This is a genomic window from Bacillus sp. NPDC094077, assembly GCF_050279465.1.
GTDB lineage: Bacteria > Bacillota > Bacilli > Bacillales > Bacillaceae_G > Bacillus_A.
The window spans coordinates 78783-97011 of sequence record NZ_JBNNUF010000001.1; the positions used below are offsets into that span (position 1 = coordinate 78783).

Annotated in this window: 12 protein-coding genes and 2 pseudogenes; 3 read left to right on the forward strand and 11 right to left on the reverse strand. The window is 35.0% G+C overall.

The window, feature by feature from the left end:
• Positions 1–317: 317 nt before the first annotated feature.
• Positions 318–495: pseudogene (locus tag ACQKNR_RS00375) on the forward strand (spore germination protein); the annotation flags it as partial.
• Positions 478–585 (forward strand): annotated as a pseudogene (locus tag ACQKNR_RS00380) (Ger(x)C family spore germination C-terminal domain-containing protein); the annotation flags it as partial. The pseudogenes ACQKNR_RS00375 and ACQKNR_RS00380, both read left to right, overlap by 18 nt.
• An 82-nt stretch (positions 586–667) precedes the next feature.
• On the opposite strand, the gene ACQKNR_RS00385 reads toward ACQKNR_RS00380, so the two are convergent.
• From ACQKNR_RS00385 to ACQKNR_RS00410, 6 genes are all read right to left on the reverse strand, one after another.
• Positions 668–2044, reverse strand: coding sequence for an amino acid permease (locus ACQKNR_RS00385; RefSeq protein ID WP_427314552.1), 1377 nt, complete (start codon positions 2042–2044; stop codon positions 668–670).
• A 500-nt stretch (positions 2045–2544) separates the two neighbouring features.
• The gene (locus ACQKNR_RS00390) at positions 2545–2685 is read right to left on the reverse strand and encodes a phosphonate ABC transporter permease (RefSeq protein ID WP_427314554.1); all 141 of its coding nucleotides are present in this window, start codon (positions 2683–2685) and stop codon (positions 2545–2547) included.
• Between the two features lie 57 nt (positions 2686–2742).
• Entirely contained in the window at positions 2743–6105 is a 3363-nt protein-coding gene (locus ACQKNR_RS00395) for a tubulin-like doman-containing protein (RefSeq protein ID WP_427314555.1), read from the reverse strand.
• Positions 6106–6186: 81 nt separating this feature from the next.
• Entirely contained in the window at positions 6187–8283 is a 2097-nt protein-coding gene (locus ACQKNR_RS00400; protein WP_427314557.1) for a vWA domain-containing protein, read from the reverse strand.
• 245 nt (positions 8284–8528) lie between these two features.
• Positions 8529–8867 (reverse strand): VOC family protein, encoded by a 339-nt coding sequence (locus tag ACQKNR_RS00405; protein ID WP_427314559.1) that lies wholly within the window; start codon positions 8865–8867, stop codon positions 8529–8531.
• Positions 8868–8938: 71 nt separating this feature from the next.
• Positions 8939–9274, reverse strand: a complete 336-nt coding sequence (locus ACQKNR_RS00410) for a hypothetical protein (protein ID WP_427314560.1) — start codon at positions 9272–9274, stop codon at positions 8939–8941.
• Positions 9275–9408: 134 nt separating this feature from the next.
• On the opposite strand from ACQKNR_RS00410, the gene ACQKNR_RS00415 reads away from it, so the two are divergent.
• Positions 9409–9834, forward strand: coding sequence for a hypothetical protein (locus tag ACQKNR_RS00415; protein WP_427314562.1), 426 nt, complete (start codon positions 9409–9411; stop codon positions 9832–9834).
• Between the two features lie 39 nt (positions 9835–9873).
• Here ACQKNR_RS00415 and ACQKNR_RS00420 read toward each other — a convergent pair whose 3' ends face one another.
• From ACQKNR_RS00420 to ACQKNR_RS00440, 5 genes are all read right to left on the reverse strand, one after another.
• On the reverse strand, positions 9874–10593 hold the full coding sequence (locus tag ACQKNR_RS00420; protein ID WP_427314564.1) for a class I SAM-dependent methyltransferase: 720 nt from the start codon (positions 10591–10593) through the stop codon (positions 9874–9876).
• A 115-nt stretch (positions 10594–10708) separates the two neighbouring features.
• Entirely contained in the window at positions 10709–12415 is a 1707-nt protein-coding gene (locus ACQKNR_RS00425; protein ID WP_098395517.1) for a peptide ABC transporter substrate-binding protein, read from the reverse strand.
• Between the two features lie 304 nt (positions 12416–12719).
• On the reverse strand, positions 12720–14423 hold the full coding sequence (locus ACQKNR_RS00430) for an ABC transporter substrate-binding protein (protein WP_427314566.1): 1704 nt from the start codon (positions 14421–14423) through the stop codon (positions 12720–12722).
• Positions 14424–14824: 401 nt separating this feature from the next.
• Positions 14825–16534: a peptide ABC transporter substrate-binding protein gene (locus tag ACQKNR_RS00435; protein WP_427314568.1), complete on the reverse strand. Its 1710-nt coding sequence runs from the start codon at positions 16532–16534 to the stop codon at positions 14825–14827.
• A gap of 348 nt (positions 16535–16882) precedes the next feature.
• On the reverse strand, positions 16883–18145 hold the full coding sequence (locus tag ACQKNR_RS00440; protein ID WP_427314570.1) for a dicarboxylate/amino acid:cation symporter: 1263 nt from the start codon (positions 18143–18145) through the stop codon (positions 16883–16885).
• Between the last annotated feature and the right edge of the window lie 84 nt (positions 18146–18229).

Consider the following 18229-nt stretch of genomic DNA (forward strand, 5'->3'; position numbering starts at 1 on the left):
CTCCACCACGAAAATATACGCACCATATTTTTGGCACGCTATCATCATGGTGGAGTAGTTTATTAGCACATCTTGCTAAAATACCAATCCATTTATTCATAAATAAAACGATAGATTCATAACAGGTCATATCACGATTCCATCTTTAACACTATAATTATAGCGTTAAAGTTAAAAAGATACAATATAAAAATTTAGCTATGCATATGTCTGCATGCAAATATCTATAATAACCCATATAAAGTGAAACTATCATCAGTGGGGGTTTTATTGCCCACAAATAGCGGGATAAAACATAATAAGGAGAAAGTAAACAAATGGAATCTTTTAATAAATGGCTACGTGGTGAAAACTCTTTTTCTGCACAAGAGCACGCTGATCATACATTAAATAAACCTATTTCTTATTCTCTTATCTATATGGAAGGACTTGTAGACAAAACTGTTATTAACATAGGTATTCTTCGTCCCCTCCTTATTTAAAGAATGGAAAAAGGTTGAAGACGATTGGCCTAATTCCTTTTCAAAATCTAATGTAAAAGTAACACCCTCCATCAAAATTTTAGAAAGCAGTATTATTAAATAGTAAAAAACACTCTACTTGATCTTATAAAGATAAAGAACAGGTAGAGTGTTTTAATTTAGATTACAAGTATCATTTCAACAGACTAAATTCTATTTCTAACATTACTATGTTTTTTGGCATATATAAAATATATAAAAACACCTATTATAATCCATACCACAAAGCTAATTAAAGTAAGCTGAGAAAGGTTTAAGGCTAAATATATACAACTTACTATTGAAACGATAGGTAAAAACGGTACTAGAGGCGCACGGAATGGCCTGTTCATATTTGGATGTGTTTTTCTTAATACAATAACAGCTATAGATACAAACACAAACGCTGTTATCGTTCCCATATTCACTAAATTAGCCAATAAATTCAAATCCACTAATCCAGCTAATAAAGCTGCCATAATACCTGTAATCCACGTATTAAAAAATGGAGTTTGTAAACGTTTATGAACACTTGAAAGTCTTTTTGGTAACAATCCATCTCGACTCATCGAGTAAGATACACGAACAAATGCAAACATAGCTACTAACAGAACTGTTGTAAGCCCTGCTATCGCTCCCACCGATAACAAGCCAGCAACTCTATCTTCACCTACAATACGCAATGCATATGCAACCGGATCAGCTACACTCAATTCCGTAAACGGAACCATTCCAGTTAACACGAATGAAACGCCTACATATAGAACGGTACAAATGAATAAGGAAACAAGTAACCCAATCGGCACGTTACGTTGTGGGCGTTTCACTTCCTCTGCAGCTGTTGCAACTGCATCAAAGCCTAAAAAAGCAAAAAATACAGTGGCAGCACCTCCTACCACACCATGAAAGCCAAATGGTAGAAATGGTTGCCAATTCTCTGGTTTTACATATTGTGTCCCTACAATAATAAATCCTATAATAACAGCCAGTTTAATAATAACCATTATATTATTAATTCGTGCACTTTCTTTTGCACCACGACTTAATAAAAATGTAACAATTAAAATAATAAGAACTGCTGGTAAGTCAATGATTCCACCCTTCCCCATACCTGGTGCCGAAGCAAAGATTATAGGAATGTGAATATTAAATCCTAGTAGCAATGACTGAAAATACGCTGACCATCCCGCCGCCACCGCAGAAGTCGCTAATAAGTATTCCAACATAACACACCAACCAACTATAAATGCAAAAATCTCACCTAGTGTCATATATGTATATGAATATACACTTCCCGAAACTGGAACTGTAGATGCAAATTCAGCATAACAGAAAGCTACACATGCACATACAAGCGCTGCTAATATAAAAGATAATACAATCGCTGGGCCAGCATGTTTCGCTGCTACAATACCAGTTAATACGAAAATACCTGTACCAATAATTGCTCCAATTCCTAAAAGAGTTAGATCAATTGCGCCTAAAGTTTGATTCAATACTTTTTTCTTTTCTTCATCCATTGCTTTTTTTATTAAAAGACTCATTCATTGAAACCTCTTTTTCAAGTTTATCTCTTACTTATCACAATCTTTATTACTGTTCTGTTTAAAAAGTAAAAATATACACAATCCACTCCTCCCCCTATAGAAGTATTGACTCTCTGCAAAAAACAGAAAAATCAATCTTTTTAGGTCGTAGTAAATTTTAAAAATAATTACTGTGTCATCAAATCACCAAGAATGCTGATTGAATTTATCATACAATTAATTATATTGTCAACAATAAAATTAATTAAACAGAATCGGTTAATTATGTATCAAATGTTATTTTTAAACATAATTATTTCCTCAAAAACATTGTCCTTTTCTACTTTTATATTCATAATCGTTCTTTTACATTGATTTTTATACATTTTTCATTACATAGAATTCAAATAAAACCATCATAACCTTAATCAAAATATTATCTTTAAATAATAATTCGATTGAGGTTATGCAACCCTTTTAAAACCAATAAAAAGTGCAGATTTTCATCTGCACTTTTTTTATTCTTCCACTTCAACTTCTACACTACTATTTTCAAGTTGTTCCTTCTGAGCTTCTTCTTGTATCTCAGCTGAAATCATTCCATAATAAAGTTCCGGATATAATCCAAATATTTGATATACACTTCCTAAAAACGGCATCAGAATCCCTCTTTTCTAAAGTTGTATTGCCACTCTTAAGGATTCCCTTTTCACTCATTATACATTCGTTTTTGGCAATTCTTCTTCATCGTGAACGTGTAATAAATTTTGCCACTTTTTATACGGTGCACTATTTGGATCCACATACCCTTTTGCATACGAACGATTCCACAATTGTTTAATAAACATTTCTTTCTCTTTCTTCGCAACCATATCGGCACCTGTACCGTAATAATTTTGGAAGTATAACTCAATTTCATCAAGGAATAACCTTAATAATTCATCTGACGTTTCTTCTAACGTCGGGTCATATTTCGCTTCACGGTCATACATTAAAATCATATCTAAAATATTGTGGACATGTTCTTTTCTAAGCCATCTTACATCTTGAGCGCCTAATACGAACGGATGTGTATATAAATGTCCACCTTGTAGCATCGCCTTTTCTTGCTCCTCTTCAAACCTGGACAAGATGTTTTCATAAATAAAAGGATTATGAAGTAAGGCCCTATGCAATTTATAACTTTCGCTTGAAATATTTTTCCCCATCGACTGAATTAAGAAGCTACGTCCAACGCCGTTATATTGATACACAAACTGACCATCAACCGCAACTAAACTAATCCAGCGATACATATATGCGTATAGTAGCGCACGATTACATTTATCATAATCTAATTTTGTTTGAGTCGCATTCAAGTCTGGCATAAAGGCTGGTAAGTGCCAATATTTATCTAAATGCGGCGTTAAGCTAGATTTTTTACTATTTAACTTGTTTACGCGGCGATAATACGATTGAAAATAATCACCTTTATCATTCATAAACCCGTTTGCAATATGTCCAGATGACAGCTTAGGGAAATCTTGTAACGATAATCCGTAATGAGCACGATAACAAATCACTTCAAATGGCGAAAATGCCTCGTTTACTGTATCTTTTTCTTTAAACATTTCCTGCAGTAACTCTTCCTGCAATTCTTGTTTTAAAGAAGGGTGTACCCCCCAATATTGTAACTCTCTATGATGTGCAACTTTCGGAACGAAAGGACTTGCTAAATGGAAAAGGTCTTCAATTTTTTCACGAACGTATTCATCACGATCACGTTTCTTATAATCCGCTTCTTTTCGTAACGCTTCAACGATATTAAGCTCTAATTTATCACGATAGCGCACTTGCAATTCATCGTAACAATAGCTCAATATGTGCTCACGATAAAAGTCCTCTACCTTTTTCGACTGAATCTCTTCCGTTTTTGCATCCCGACAATATTCCCCATACAAACTCATATATATTTCAGCTGATATATCTTTCGGTAATACCCCTAAATTTAAATGTTGCTGCATATCTTGCCAAATCTTTTCTTGCAGCCGTTCTTCAGCTAATACGTATACATTCGTCGGGTTTGTTTTCCCTTCAAATTCCTTACTTCGTTTTTGAATTTCAAACAATAAATTTTCACGTGTTTCGTGTAAATTATCAAAAAATCTTTCCCAATATTGAATCATTTTACTAACTGCTTGATATAGCGATTGATAGACGAGTTCTAATAGCATTTCTTTTCGATACTCATTTAGTTTGTGCACATATTGCGTTACGATGTCTTCAAATTCTTTTTTGAACAAGCGTTGCTGATTATTAATCATTTTTCCAAACCAGCCTTGTTGCTGAGCGATTTCTACGCGTCGTACTGCTGTTACCGTTCCATCGATATTACTCACATTAAATTTCTTATCGTAATTTTGAATTAAATTACGCTTTTGTTCATTATTTTCATGTAGTCGATTCATTTTCTCAACTAATTGCTTTCGAATTTCATATAACATAAAACGCGCTGCTACTGGATGAACGGGATCCGTTTTCTTTAAAAACCATGTATTTAATTGATATGACTGTCCTTCAGAACCACTTGGTGAAAAACGGTCTGATTCAATCATGTCATATAAAAGTGTTGTTACATGTTCATGTACACGGCTCGGAATCGCATACGCATATAAACGAACCGCATGATCCACCCTTGCTACTTCACCCTTCATTTGCTCCATCATTTTCAGTTTCGCAGCCGAAATTTTACACTCGTGCTGCAGACGGTTTAATTCCTCATCTTTTTGCACCGTACGCTGTACATAGCTTTCTACAGCCTCTAAAAACAATTTAGATTTCGCAACGCCAACTTTACCACTCTCTGCTCCTTCACGCGTTTCATTGTACATTTGTCTATAGAAAATATGAGCTTGTTCTGGGCGAGTAGCAAGATGTTCTAAATCTTCCAAGTAACTTTTTCCACGCTCTGGTTTTTCACGCTGCATACCACGTTTTACATCTTGGTCGTATCTCTGTTTCTTTTCTTGAAAGAGTTGATCTAAATGCAGCCACGACTCATCTAAACCTTGCACGGCCCATTTTAAAGCACAATATTTTAACACATGCTCATATGGATAAATAAGTTTTGCCGTTCCTGCCCCGCAATATCTACCTTTCCCGCTTGATTCTGCCAATTGTTGAATTTGATTATCTTCCTGTGCAAAATGATTTGCTGACATTGGACTAAATAGCTGTAAATAAATCGTATTTGCCATTTGCTCCATATAATCCGATAAATTGTGTAAATGGTGTCCATGTAAATTTTCATAGTCGTATAAAAAACAATAATTGTACGGTAAATGGTGTTGTTTAATCGTATGGTTCGTTCGTCCATCCTCATCTACTTGATCCGGACGATACTCTAATTCGATCGTTACACCACCACGTTTTGATAATTCTCCAGTAGAACCGAGCGTAATAGCATGTAACTCTTTTAACGATGCATAGCCGTTTGCTTGCACCGTTTCAAATTCTTTCGCACTAACCGTTCTCGTCTTCACTAAAACATCCGGCATTAAAAACGCACCACGTATTAAAATGTTATGATGCTGTAATTTTTTTCGAAGCATTTCACGTAAATACAATGCGATTTGCAAAAACATCCCCGAACCTGTTCCACCCGCTAGTGATGTTACTATAATGACACGCACACCATATTCCGTTTGATCACTTGTAACCGGAAAGATTTTCTCGATTTCTTGCCAAAAGGATGTGAGCTTATCTTCTTTCATCGCAGCACGTAACGCTAACCGGGAAATAACGCGTAACTGTCCCGCCCCTTCAGTTAGCGGTTTATCAAGTATAGTCGCATCCATCGGAAACCATTCTGGAATCGTTGGATCTCCTGCAATGTATTCCCTGGGCGTTTTGCTCGAACTCGTTTGCGTCTTAAACTTTCGAATATGGTCAAATTTACTCAATGTATTCACATCTGTATCAAATACGTGCATTGCTACCCTTTTTCGGCGCTCTTCTGGTAATTTTTCATATACTTGATGTGTCACAGTACTACCGATTCCACCTAAACCAATTAATATCGTTGGAACTTGTAACGTCATGTGAACCACCTTCCTATTCTTGCTTGTTTGAAAAGAATGGGAAAGAGTGCATCGAGTCCACCGCCCTCTTATCCCAAGCTACTATTCACATTCGTACCTGTAAATCTCCTTACCATATCCTCTATCAATTACTAAAAGCTCATTTGGATACAGTGTCTTATGTTCCATTCCCACTTCATCCTCTGTTATAAACATCCCATCAATAATCATTCCAACTACTTGCGATTCTTTTGCTACAAATATCGATTTCGATCCTTTCTTCGCTATAAACGTAACGGATTGCACAGTCTTTCTTTCTGCTCTAAACGGGATACCAAAATAATGTTTCCACCATTTATTCCGAAGTAACTCTGGTTCAGATTGATATAACCAATCTTTCGCCACTTCTTGATCCCATTCATAATATAATAGTGCTTTCCGGTGAAATCTCGGACGAACAATCCATCCTAAAACGATTATTCCTACTACTAGCAGTAATAAAGTGATGGGAATAACAAACTTAAAAATAAGCGCATATTTTTCATAAAACGGTGCATTTTGAATATGAAGTGATATTTCTTTCTTTACTGCTTGTAATCTTGAATCCTGTATAGTGATGGTAGCTTCTACGATGCCGGTATCTGTAAAATTGAATGTGTCGGAGTAATAAGGACGTGGATAAACGTAAATTTGATTACCATGTTGTTTTATTTCATAGTTGATTGATTGTTTAGATGTGACACCAGTAGATTTTAATAGTTTTTTTACAGCTTCTTCTGTCATCGGTTTACCATCTAATTGCGGTTGTAAAATAAACGGTTTACTACTCTCTAAATTTGTTACTTTTTCTTCATAACCTTTCGTAACAGCTTCAAGTGATAATTTCGGCTTTTCAATCGTTTCAATTTTAAACTCTTTCGTCTGTCTGTAAAATCCCTTTATATTCATATGAACTTTTCCGCGTACTACCCCTTTAGTAAGTTTAGTTTCATAATAAAACACATGTCTTTTATCGTCCCACTTCATCGCATATTGTTTTCCGTCTATTTCTACTTCTGCTTGAAAGTAAGAAGACTGAATTGGCAATTCAGTAGGCTTTGCTTCAATAACAGCTGTAGCACCTTCGTACATTTTTTCAACATTCTTTTGACTATTATCATCTTTGTCATAAGTAGAAACGGTATAATTAAGCGCCGGTTCAACAAGTACTTGTAATCCTTCTTTCTCAATATCTCGATCCACTTCTATCGTATATGTTCCTGGCTTAATAACTTCCTGATTTTCCGTACTTATATGAATTATATTTCCGAATAATTTAGCTTCTCCTGGTGCATGTATGGAAAAAGAAGATTGTAATTGTAATGGCTTAGAAATTTGTGTGACCTGATAATTAGACACAGAAGGCGATTGTCTTACTAGCGTCATGCGTTTTAACGGAAATGGTGTTGTAATCTCTACTTTCTTCCCTACTACTTTCGTTTTTACAATCGATTCAACAGAAGAGAATGGGTCACGATTTGCAACTAATGCTGCTACTTGATTTATACTTTTTACAATACCATCCTCTCCGCTTGACGGCATCGTAACTCCATTTATCTCTTTCTTCCATATTTCTTTAAACGTATTTAATTGTTCTTTTTCTTGCTGACCTAAATCTTCTTCCATCGTAATTAAGACTGGATGTAACGATATCTTTTTTGCATCCATTTCTTTCTTAAACTGTGCTAACTTCTGTGTAATTTGTTCTTTTCCGCCAACCTTATCTTTTTCTAAATCATTAAATGCCCCGTCAGTTAATACAATAAGCCAAAATTCACGTTTCCCATCTATATCTGCTTCCTTTTTTATAGATTGCATCGCCGTTTCTACTGCGCTAAACGGAGTATTTAAATACGTTTTCCACGCTCCAATTCCATCAATTTCTGCTTGCCTTTTATCCTTCGTTAACGAAATGTTTAATGGATCATTCGGTTTACTCATTGGAACGTAAGAAAATGTATCTTTTTCATCTAATAGGGCAACTAAACTTTGCAAAGCGTAATTGGCATACTTCCAGCGATCGTTATTTCTCATGCTGCCCGAATCGTCATATACAAGTGAAACGACCCTTTCCTTTGCCTCCTCTCCTTTTGCAAAAGCTGAAAAAGGTAACCATATAAATAGAAACAACATAAACGTGGCACAAATTCGAATTTTCATGATGAGGCTTCGCCACCTTTGTAGACAAATTCCTATGTTTAAATTTATGAGAGGAAACAAGATATATGACTTGTATTTTAGGACAGCTCATGCCTCATAACTTTATTATGTAGACTTGTTAATATTCCTTTTAGCATTATCTATCTGCTTATATAAGTAAAAAAGCCTGTTTAAGCTCCGCGCTTAAAACAGACTTTTCCTACTTTTCATATTGAAAACTCTAAGTAAAAAGTTTGATTTTTTAGTTAGCACATCACTTCAATTGTAAATCCGCCAGGCGCTTCAACATAAAACGTATATGCATGTGCATGTTTAGGAGGTTCAACTTGAAATCCGCCTTCCTTCAATCTTTGATTCATTTTATTCACTTGTTCTTCATTTTCTTGTGGAAATCCTACATGAAATGTTTTTGGATACTGAGCTTCTTTTCCCTTCATTAAAGTTAATATAAACCCATCATTATCACGCATAACTGCAAAGCCAGTTCCCCTTGTTCCACTACAAGTTAAACCAAAATATGTTTCTAAAAACTCTCTAGTAGCTACTACATCTGTAACTGTTAAATTAAGGTGCTTAATTTTCAAGCCCCCACCTTCTTTCTTAATTTTCTAACATTTTACCATATAAATAAAAAACACGCCTTTCACAGCGTGTTTTATTGCTTCACATATACTTCAACAATTGGATTATCTTTATTATCCGCATGTAAGCGTATATTCTCTTCACTTGTACTATAAATACTAGCTAATAGCATTATCGTTAACACATTAGGTGTTTTCGCATCGCTTCCATATTTCCTTTCAAGTGCTTCCTTATATTCAAAATCCAAATCCCCCTGCACATATGTATACACTTCAAAACCATCTTCCAAATTACAAACTACGGTATCAATAATATCTGCCCCTACTTGTCCTTTTATTTCATCTCGCAATGCTTCTATAAAGTCTTCCCAAGGAACTTCATACGTCTGAAATTGATCTGTAGATTTCATTCCCTTTCCTCCTCACTATAATTTCCTATATATTTCCCCTTTCCTATAACAATTATGATAGATAGGTCATTCGTACAAGCCGCACTTGTCCCGCTTACATATCGTATTACTGTAATGCGGAAGGAGGAAAGAACATGCATAGACAAAAGTGTTATAATACATGCCGACGTTATTTCGGAAAAGTTGTTCGCATTGAGGATGTTGATGGTCGCATTCACTTAGGCAAAATAATCGATGTGACAAATGATTCCGTATGGATTGAACCCGTGCAGCAGCGTTCATCTTTTGATACAGGATTCGGATACTATGACGCATACGCAAACGGTGGCTGTGATCTTTGCGGCGGCCTTAGTAGATGTGACAGCTGCGGCTTCGGTTGCGGCGGTAGCTGGGGCGGCGATGATTGGGGCGATGGTTGCGGTCGCGGTGGTTGTGGCCGCGATGGTTGTGACCGCGGTGGTTGTGACCGCGGTGGCTGGGGCTGGGGCGGTGGCTGGGGCCTTGAACTCGGATTTGGTTTTATTTTTGGAATTACTTTAGCTGCATTATTTTTCATTTAACATAATAAAGAGTTGGCTATCTTTCACCAACTCTTTTCTCTATTTTTCACATATAAAAATACGATGTCCTAAAACATGTTGATACATAAGCAGTACTTGTTCATGCTGTACCCAGGCCTCATATAATTCTTCCGGAATATACGGTGATATATTCCACTCTGGCTCCTCGACATGCCCTGCAACTGTTTCTGCAATTGTACCGCCACCTGCAATTGTAATTTTTTCGAAATTGGCTGCTTTAAATAAACGAATCCACTCATTCTCCGTTAATAATTCTTTCATACCGTACAACTGTATGATCTTTTCTTCCTCTTTCTTATCAATATGTCGTTCGGTAATCATTTCAATCACAACAAGTGTCCCTGCCTTCTGCAATACACGATAACACTCCGAAATAACCTTTTCTTTATTCGTGAAAGCGAGTATAGATTCTCCAAGCACAAGTTCATACGAATCATTTAAACAAGGTAATTGTTCCACATCACCTTGTATCAATTGTATATTCAAACCATCAAACAACCATCTATCTCTCGCTTTTTGAATCATAATTTCATTCTTTTCAACCGCCGTTACTTTATAACCCAATTCTTTTGTCATGTAAGCGGCTGTTTTCCCCGTCCCACAACCTATCTCAAGAACATTCGTTCCATATCTAAGAGGCAGTCGCGCTAACAATTGTTTTGTTAAAGTAAAACCACCAGGATGCGCGCTTCCTATTCCGTAATAAGCTAGAAAATCGATGTACGAGTTTCGTTTCATAGAATTCTCCTTTAAATTTTCTATAATACATATATTCATCCATAAAAAAATAGTGCACCGAAAAAAGCATTTTCAAGTGCTATAATACCGCAACTTGAAAATGCTTTTTCTTTTATTATTTCTCTTCTACATACGCCCATTTGAAACTATATTCCGGACTAATATTATGTTTCACAATTCCCTTTACATTTGGTTTCATAACATACGATCTACCACTTTGATATAAAGGTACGAGCGCTACATCTTCTTCAAGTAACAATTTTTCTGCTTTCCCTAACTCTGTCCAACGTTTTTTTGCATCAGCCATCCATTCCGTCTTACTTTTATTAATAATGTCATCATATTTTGAATTTGAGTAGCTCATCTGGTTCTGCGAATTTTTTGTCTCAAACATATCAAGATATGTCATCGGATCCGCATAATCTGGATTCCAGCCGCCATATGAGAAATCATAATCTTGGTCTGATTCTAATTTTAGCTTTTGCTTAAATGGCTGAAGTTTAATATTTACTGTTACACCCTTTAAATTCTTTTCAACTTGATCTTTTACATACTCCCCAACTTTTTTCGCATTACCAGTATCATAATTTAATAGCTCTATTGTTACTTGATCTTTTCCAAGTTCTTTTTTCGCTTCTTCCCAGGCTGCTGCTGCCTTTTTAGAGTCTTGTTTCAAACCATTTTTAAACGTTTCTGCGAAATCTTTACCGTCTGGTCCAGCTGCTAAACCTTTTGGTACTAAGTAATCCACTGGTTTTGAACCATCATTTAAAATGACATTCGTTAAAGCTTTCTTATCAATTGATAAGGCAATTGCTTCACGTAATTTTTTGCTCTTTAACGGTGTATCTTGCCCACCTCTTTTTTGATTTAAACGTAAGTAAAACGTACTTGTTTCTGAATATGCTCCAAACTCCTCTTTATTGTTTCTATATTTATCTACAAATTCCCCTGATAAAAGTGCGAAATCAATTGCACCTGTATCATATAAATTTACTCTAGTAGCCCCTTCTTTTACTACACTATAATTGATTTCATCCAGTTTCACTGTCTTTTTATCCCAATACTGATCATTTTTCTTTAATTTCCATCCTTGCTCATGTTTCCAATCAGTAAGCACAAACGGTCCATTATAAACTGTCGTATCAGACTCTAAACCGTATTTAGCTCCTTTTTCTTTTACGAATTTTTCATTTAGTGGATAGTAAGACGCGAATGCCATTAAATTCAAGAAATATGGTACTGGTCTTTCTAGTTCAACTTCAAGTGTATAATCATCTACCGCTTTTACACCTAATGTAGAAACTTCTGCTTTCCCTTGATTTATTGCCTCTGCATTTTTAAGATAGTAAGCAATAAATGCATACTCAGCAGCTGTTTTTGGATCTACTAGACGTTGCCATGCAAATACAAAATCTTTCGCTGTTACAGGGTCACCGTTTGACCATTTTGCATCTTTTCGTAATTTAAATGTATATTTTTTGCCATCCTCGCTTTTCGTACTAGATTCTGCCGCTGCTGGAATTGGCTTATTATCTTTATCTAGACGATATAACCCTTCCATCGTGTTTCCTAAAATTTGAGAACCTAACGTATCTGTATTTTTAGAAGTATCCATCGTCGGAATTTCATTCGTTTCTGTACGATTCATTACTTGCTTTGCCGCATATTTAATATCGGATTTCTTCTCTTCCCCACCACTATTAGACGTCGTAGTTGTTTTCTTCTCCCCACCAGAAGATCCAGAACATGCTGTTAACGCCACACTCATTGCTAATACTGGCGCTACAACCGCCGTAAACTTTTTCATCTTTTTCTTCATTTTTGTACCCTCCCCAATTATATGTACGAAACTAACTTTGAGAGACTTTTTTTTGATTTATTTTTAGAAAATTCTTACTAATTATCATTCTACTAATTTCTCCTGATTTGTAAAGTGTTTTTATGAATATTCTGAATAATTAATTTAAAAATCTTAATAACTACTCTATTACTACTATACGAATTCTCCCACATCTACTATATGTAAGTACGACTTTTCTTATTCTTCTCTATTTATTTAAATTTAATTGAATAGGAAAAGAGCGTTTTAAAAATAAATTATCTACTTTTAAAACGCTTTTTTATTATTTCCCTTCCGTTACATAAGCCCACTTAAAGCTATATTCTGGACTAATATTATGTTTCACAATTCCTTTAACATTCGGTTTCATTACATACGCTCTTCCTGTTTGATATAAAGGAACTAGCCCAGCATCTTCTTCAAGGAATAGCTTTTCAGCTTTTCCTAACGTTTCCCAGCGCTTCTTCGCATCACCCATTAATTCATTACCTGCTTTTGATACCATATCATCATATTTGGCATTTGAGTAACTCATTTGGTTGTACGGGCTCTTCGACTCAAACATATCGATAAACGTCATTGGATCCGCGTAGTCTGGACTCCAACCTGCATAAGAGATTTCATAATCTTGTGCAGTCTCTAATTTTAATTTTTGTTTGAACGGCTGAATTTTCGTATTAATCGTTACACCTTTTAAATTTTTCTCAATTTGATCTTTAACATAATCAGCAATCTTTTTCGCAGTTCCATCATCATAGCTTAGTAATTCAATTGTAACTTGATCTTTTCCAAGTTCCTTTTTCGCTGCTTCCCAGGCTGCTGCGCCTTTTTTCGGGTCATATTTCAGACCATTTTTAAATGTATCTTGGTAATCTTTGCCGTCAGGTCCTGTCGCAAGCCCTTTCGGAACCAATTGATCCGTTGCTTTTGATCCATTATTTAAAATTACATTTGCCAATCCTTTTTTATCAACTGATAATGCAATTGCTTCACGAAGTTTTTTGCTCTTTAACGGTGTATCTTGTCCGTTACGCTTTTGATTTAAACGTAAGAAGAATGTACTTGCTTCTGAATACTCACCGTATTCATCTTTGTTCGATTTATATTTATCTACGAATTCTCCTGATAGTAGTGTGAAATCAATTGATCCTGTATCATATAAATTTACTTTCGTAGCAACTTCTTTTACTACGCTATAATTAATTTCTTCTAATTTCACAGTCTTATTATCCCAATACTTATCATTTTTCTTTAACTGCCATCCTTGTTCATGTTTCCATGAAGACATAACGAATGGCCCGTTATACACCGTTGTATCTGCTTCTAAACCGTACTTATCTCCTTTTTCTTTTACGAATTTTTCATTTAATGGATAGTATGATGGGAATGCTAATAAATTTAAGAAGTACGGTACCGGTTTTTCTAATTCTACTTCTAGCGTGTAATCATCTACCGCCTTTGCTCCTAATTCAGTTACAGGTTTTTCTCCTTTATTAATCGCTTCTGCATTTTTAATATAGTAAGCGATAAACGCATATTCTGCAGCTGTATTTTTATCAAGTAAGCGCTGCCATGCAAAAACGAAATCTTTCGCTGTTACAGGATCACCATTCGACCATTTCGCATCTTTACGTAGTTTAAATGTATATTTTTTGCCATCCTCGCTTTTCGTACTAGATTCTGCCGCAGCTGGAATTGGCTTATTATCTTTATCAAGACGATATAATCCTTCCATCGTGTTTCCTAAGATTTGCGCCCCTAACGTATCAGTAGATTTAGAAGTATCCATCGTCGGAATCTCTTGGTTTTCTGTACGATTTAGCACTTGTTTTGCTGCGTATTTAATATCGGACTTTTTATCTTCCCCACCACTAGACGTCGTAGTCGTTTTCTTCTCTCCACCAGATCCAGAACATGCTGTTAACGCCATACTCATCGCTAATACCGGCGCTACAACCGCCGTGAACTTTTTCATCTTTTTCTTCATTTTTGTACCCTCCCCAATTATATGTACGAAACTAACTTTGATAGATTTTCTAATTTATATTTATCAGAAAATTCTTATTAATTAATATTCTACTATTTTTTCAAGTTTTGTAAAGTTATTTTTAAAATATTCTAAAAATTATTCACCCGTTATAAATATGTATTTTTTTCGCAATTACTACTATACGAATTCCCACATATGCTCTATATACGTACCATAGTCCTTGTACTTATTGGTTTATTTCCATTTAATCTCATAATAAAAAAGCATTCCAAGAGTAAGTGTTTACTTTTGGAATGCTTTATCATTTTATCTTTCTATTTTGGGCAGTCAAATTCTCGCTACAAAGTAAGCTAAGAAACTTGTATGCATCCACTTAAATATAGCATCACTGTTTAAAATTATTCCCCATCTTTTTCAGTGATATATGTCCATTTGAAGCTATACTCCGGACTAATGTTATGGTGAACAATGCCTTTCACATTTGATTTTTGAACGTAAGCATCACCACGTTGATATAATGGAACAATTGCTACATCTTCTTGAAGTAATAATTTTTCAGCTTTTCCTAGTTCATCCCAACGTTTCTTTGCATCACCCATTAATTCACCGCCAGCTTTTTTGATCATTTCATCATACTTCTGATCAGAGAAGCTCATTTGGTTATGAGAATGCTTAGACTCAAACATATCTAAGAATGTCATCGGATCCGCATAGTCTGGATTCCAGCCACCATATGAAATATCATAATCTTGCTCTGTTTCTAATTTCAGTTTTTGCTTGAACGGCTGAAGTTTAATATTAACTGTTACACCTTTTAAGTTTTTCTCAATTTGATCTTTAACATATTCCCCTACTTTTTTCGCATTACCAGTATCATAGTTTAATAGCTCAATTGTAACTTGGTCTTTTCCAAGCTCTTTTTTCGCTTCTTCCCATGCAGCAGCTGCTTTTTTCGCATCTGGTTTGATACCATTTTTAAATGTCTCTTGGAAATCTTTACCGTCCGGTCCAGTTGCTAATCCTTTCGGTACTAAGAAATCAGCAGGTTTAGATCCATCATTTAAAATAACGTTTGCTAAATTCTTTTTATCGATTGAAAGTGCGATTGCTTCGCGTAATTTTTGACTCTTTAATGGTGTATCTTGTCCACCGCGTTTTTGGTTCATACGAATAAAGTAAGTACTTACTTGTGAGTATGTTCCAAACTCATCTTTATTATTTCTATACTTATCAACGAATTCACCTGATAAAAGTGCGAAATCAATTGCACCTGTATCATATAAGTTTACTCTTGTAGCTACTTCTTTTACGACACTATAGTTAATTTCATCTAATTTTACAGTCTTTTTATCCCAATATTGATCATTTTTCTTTAGTTTCCAGCCTTGCTCGTGCTTCCAATCCGTAAGAACGAACGGTCCGTTATAAACTGTTGTATCAGACTCTAAACCGTATTTATCCCCTTTTTCTTTTACGAATTTCTCATTTAGTGGATAGTACGATGGGAATGAAACTAAGTTTAAGAAGTACGGCACTGCTTGCTCTAATTCAACTTCAAGCGTATTATCATCTACAGCCTTTACTCCTAATTCAGTTACAGGTTTTTCTCCTTTATTAACCGCTTCTGCATTTTTAATTGGGAATGCGATAAATGCATACTCAGCAGCTGTTTTTGGATCTAATAGACGTTGCCATGCAAATACGAAATCTTTCGCTGTTACAGGATCACCATTTGACCATTTTGCATCTTTACGTAATTTGAATGTATATTTTTTACCATCCTCACTCTTCGTGCTTGAATCTGCCGCAGCTGGGATTGGTTTATTGTCTTTATCTAAACGATATAACCCTTCCATTGTGTTCCCTAAAATTTGAGAACCTAATGTATCTGTATTTTTCGAAGTATCCATTGTTGGAATTTCATTTGTTTCCGTACGATTTAACACTTGCTTTGCCGCTAACTTTTCTCCAGACTTACTATCTCCACTAGAGCTAGAATTTGTACTTGTCTTCTTATCTCCACCTGTAGAACATGCTGTAAGTGCCATACTCATTGCTAAAACTGGTGCTACAACTGCTGTTAGTTTTTTGATTTTTTTCTTTTTCACTTTCTGTACCCTCCCTAATTCTTAACGATATCATTTAAGAATTTTCTGATAATTCTGTTTTTCTCTATATATTTATCAGACGATTCTTATTAATTCTTATTCTACTAATTTTTAAAAAATTGTAAAGTATTATTATTAAAAATTTTTAAAAAATTATTTTTTTACAGTAGTATTCATAAAAATTCCATATGTTTTTTAATACTATTTTCCCATTCATATACATATCCTGATTTAATAGCCCTCCTCTTATTTATCGCTTTAACACATGCTAATTATTCTTAATAAATAATGTATATATCCGAAAACATCTTTCTTACAAAAATAAAAAAGTCAGCGCTGCTGACTTTTTTATCCGGCCATTTTCTCTCTTTTCATTTCCTCTATTACTCTCGTATACTTCTCATCATTAAATTCATTTTCACTTTTCGCAACAACTACAGTCGCAATACCGTTACCAATTAAATTAACGATAGCACGTGCTTCTGACATGAAACGATCTACACCGAGTAAAAGTGCTAGGCCTTCTAACGGGATAACATTCATCGCAGATAAAGTAGATGCTAGCACAATAAATCCTCCACCTGTTACTGCTGCTGCACCTTTAGATGTAACCAACAAAATAGCTATTATAGTTAATTGTTGACCTAGTGAAAGATCGACGTGAAAAACTTGTGCTAAAAATATTGTTGCCATGGATAAATAAATTGTCGTTCCATCTAAGTTAAATGAGTAACCTGTTGGAATAACTAAACCTACTACCGGCTTTGAACACCCGAAGTCTTCCATTTTTGTCATCATACGCGGTAGTACAGATTCAGATGATGATGTACCGAGAACAATGAGTAATTCTTCTTTAATATGTGCTAAATACTTCCACAAGCTAAATTTATAAAGTTTACAAATAAAATTTAAAACGATAAAAACAAATAATGCCATTGTTGCATATACACAAATCATTAATTTACCAAGTGGTATTAACGTACTTATACCATACTTTCCAATTGTAAACGCCATTCCACCAAAAGCTCCTACTGGTGCCAATTTCATAACAATTGATAAAATGTTAAAAAATACTTTCGATAATCTTTCAAAAAAGTCGATAACAGGTTGTCCATTTTTCCCTAGCATCGTTAATCCTGCTCCAAATAAAATAGAAAAAAATAACACTTGTAAAATATCGCCTTTAGCAAATGCCTCAAACATGTTAGATGGAACGATATGTAAAAAGAAATCCATCCATTGCATTCCTTTCCCGCTTTGAACATATTGCGAAACATCTCCGCCCTGTAGTTTCGAAGGATCTAATCCATCTCCAGGACGTACGACATTCGCTACGATAATACCGATAATAAGAGCAAAAGTTGTAACAATCTCAAAATATAATAGCGCCTTCCCACCAACGCGTCCTACCTTTTTCATATTCCCCATACTTGCAATACCAAGCACAATTGTTAAAAAGATAATCGGTGCAATAACCATTTTAATCATATTGATGAACGTTTCACCAATCGGCTTCATTTGTTGCCCAACACTCGGCCAAATTGCTCCTACTGCAATACCACAAATAATTGCCACAATAACTTGGAATGTTAAATTCTTTGCAATCCTCATTTTTAAATACTCCCCTGTTTTTTCATTTCTCCCAAACTATTTTAATCAAAACATTTATTCTATTTGATAGCCCCCCTGTTACTT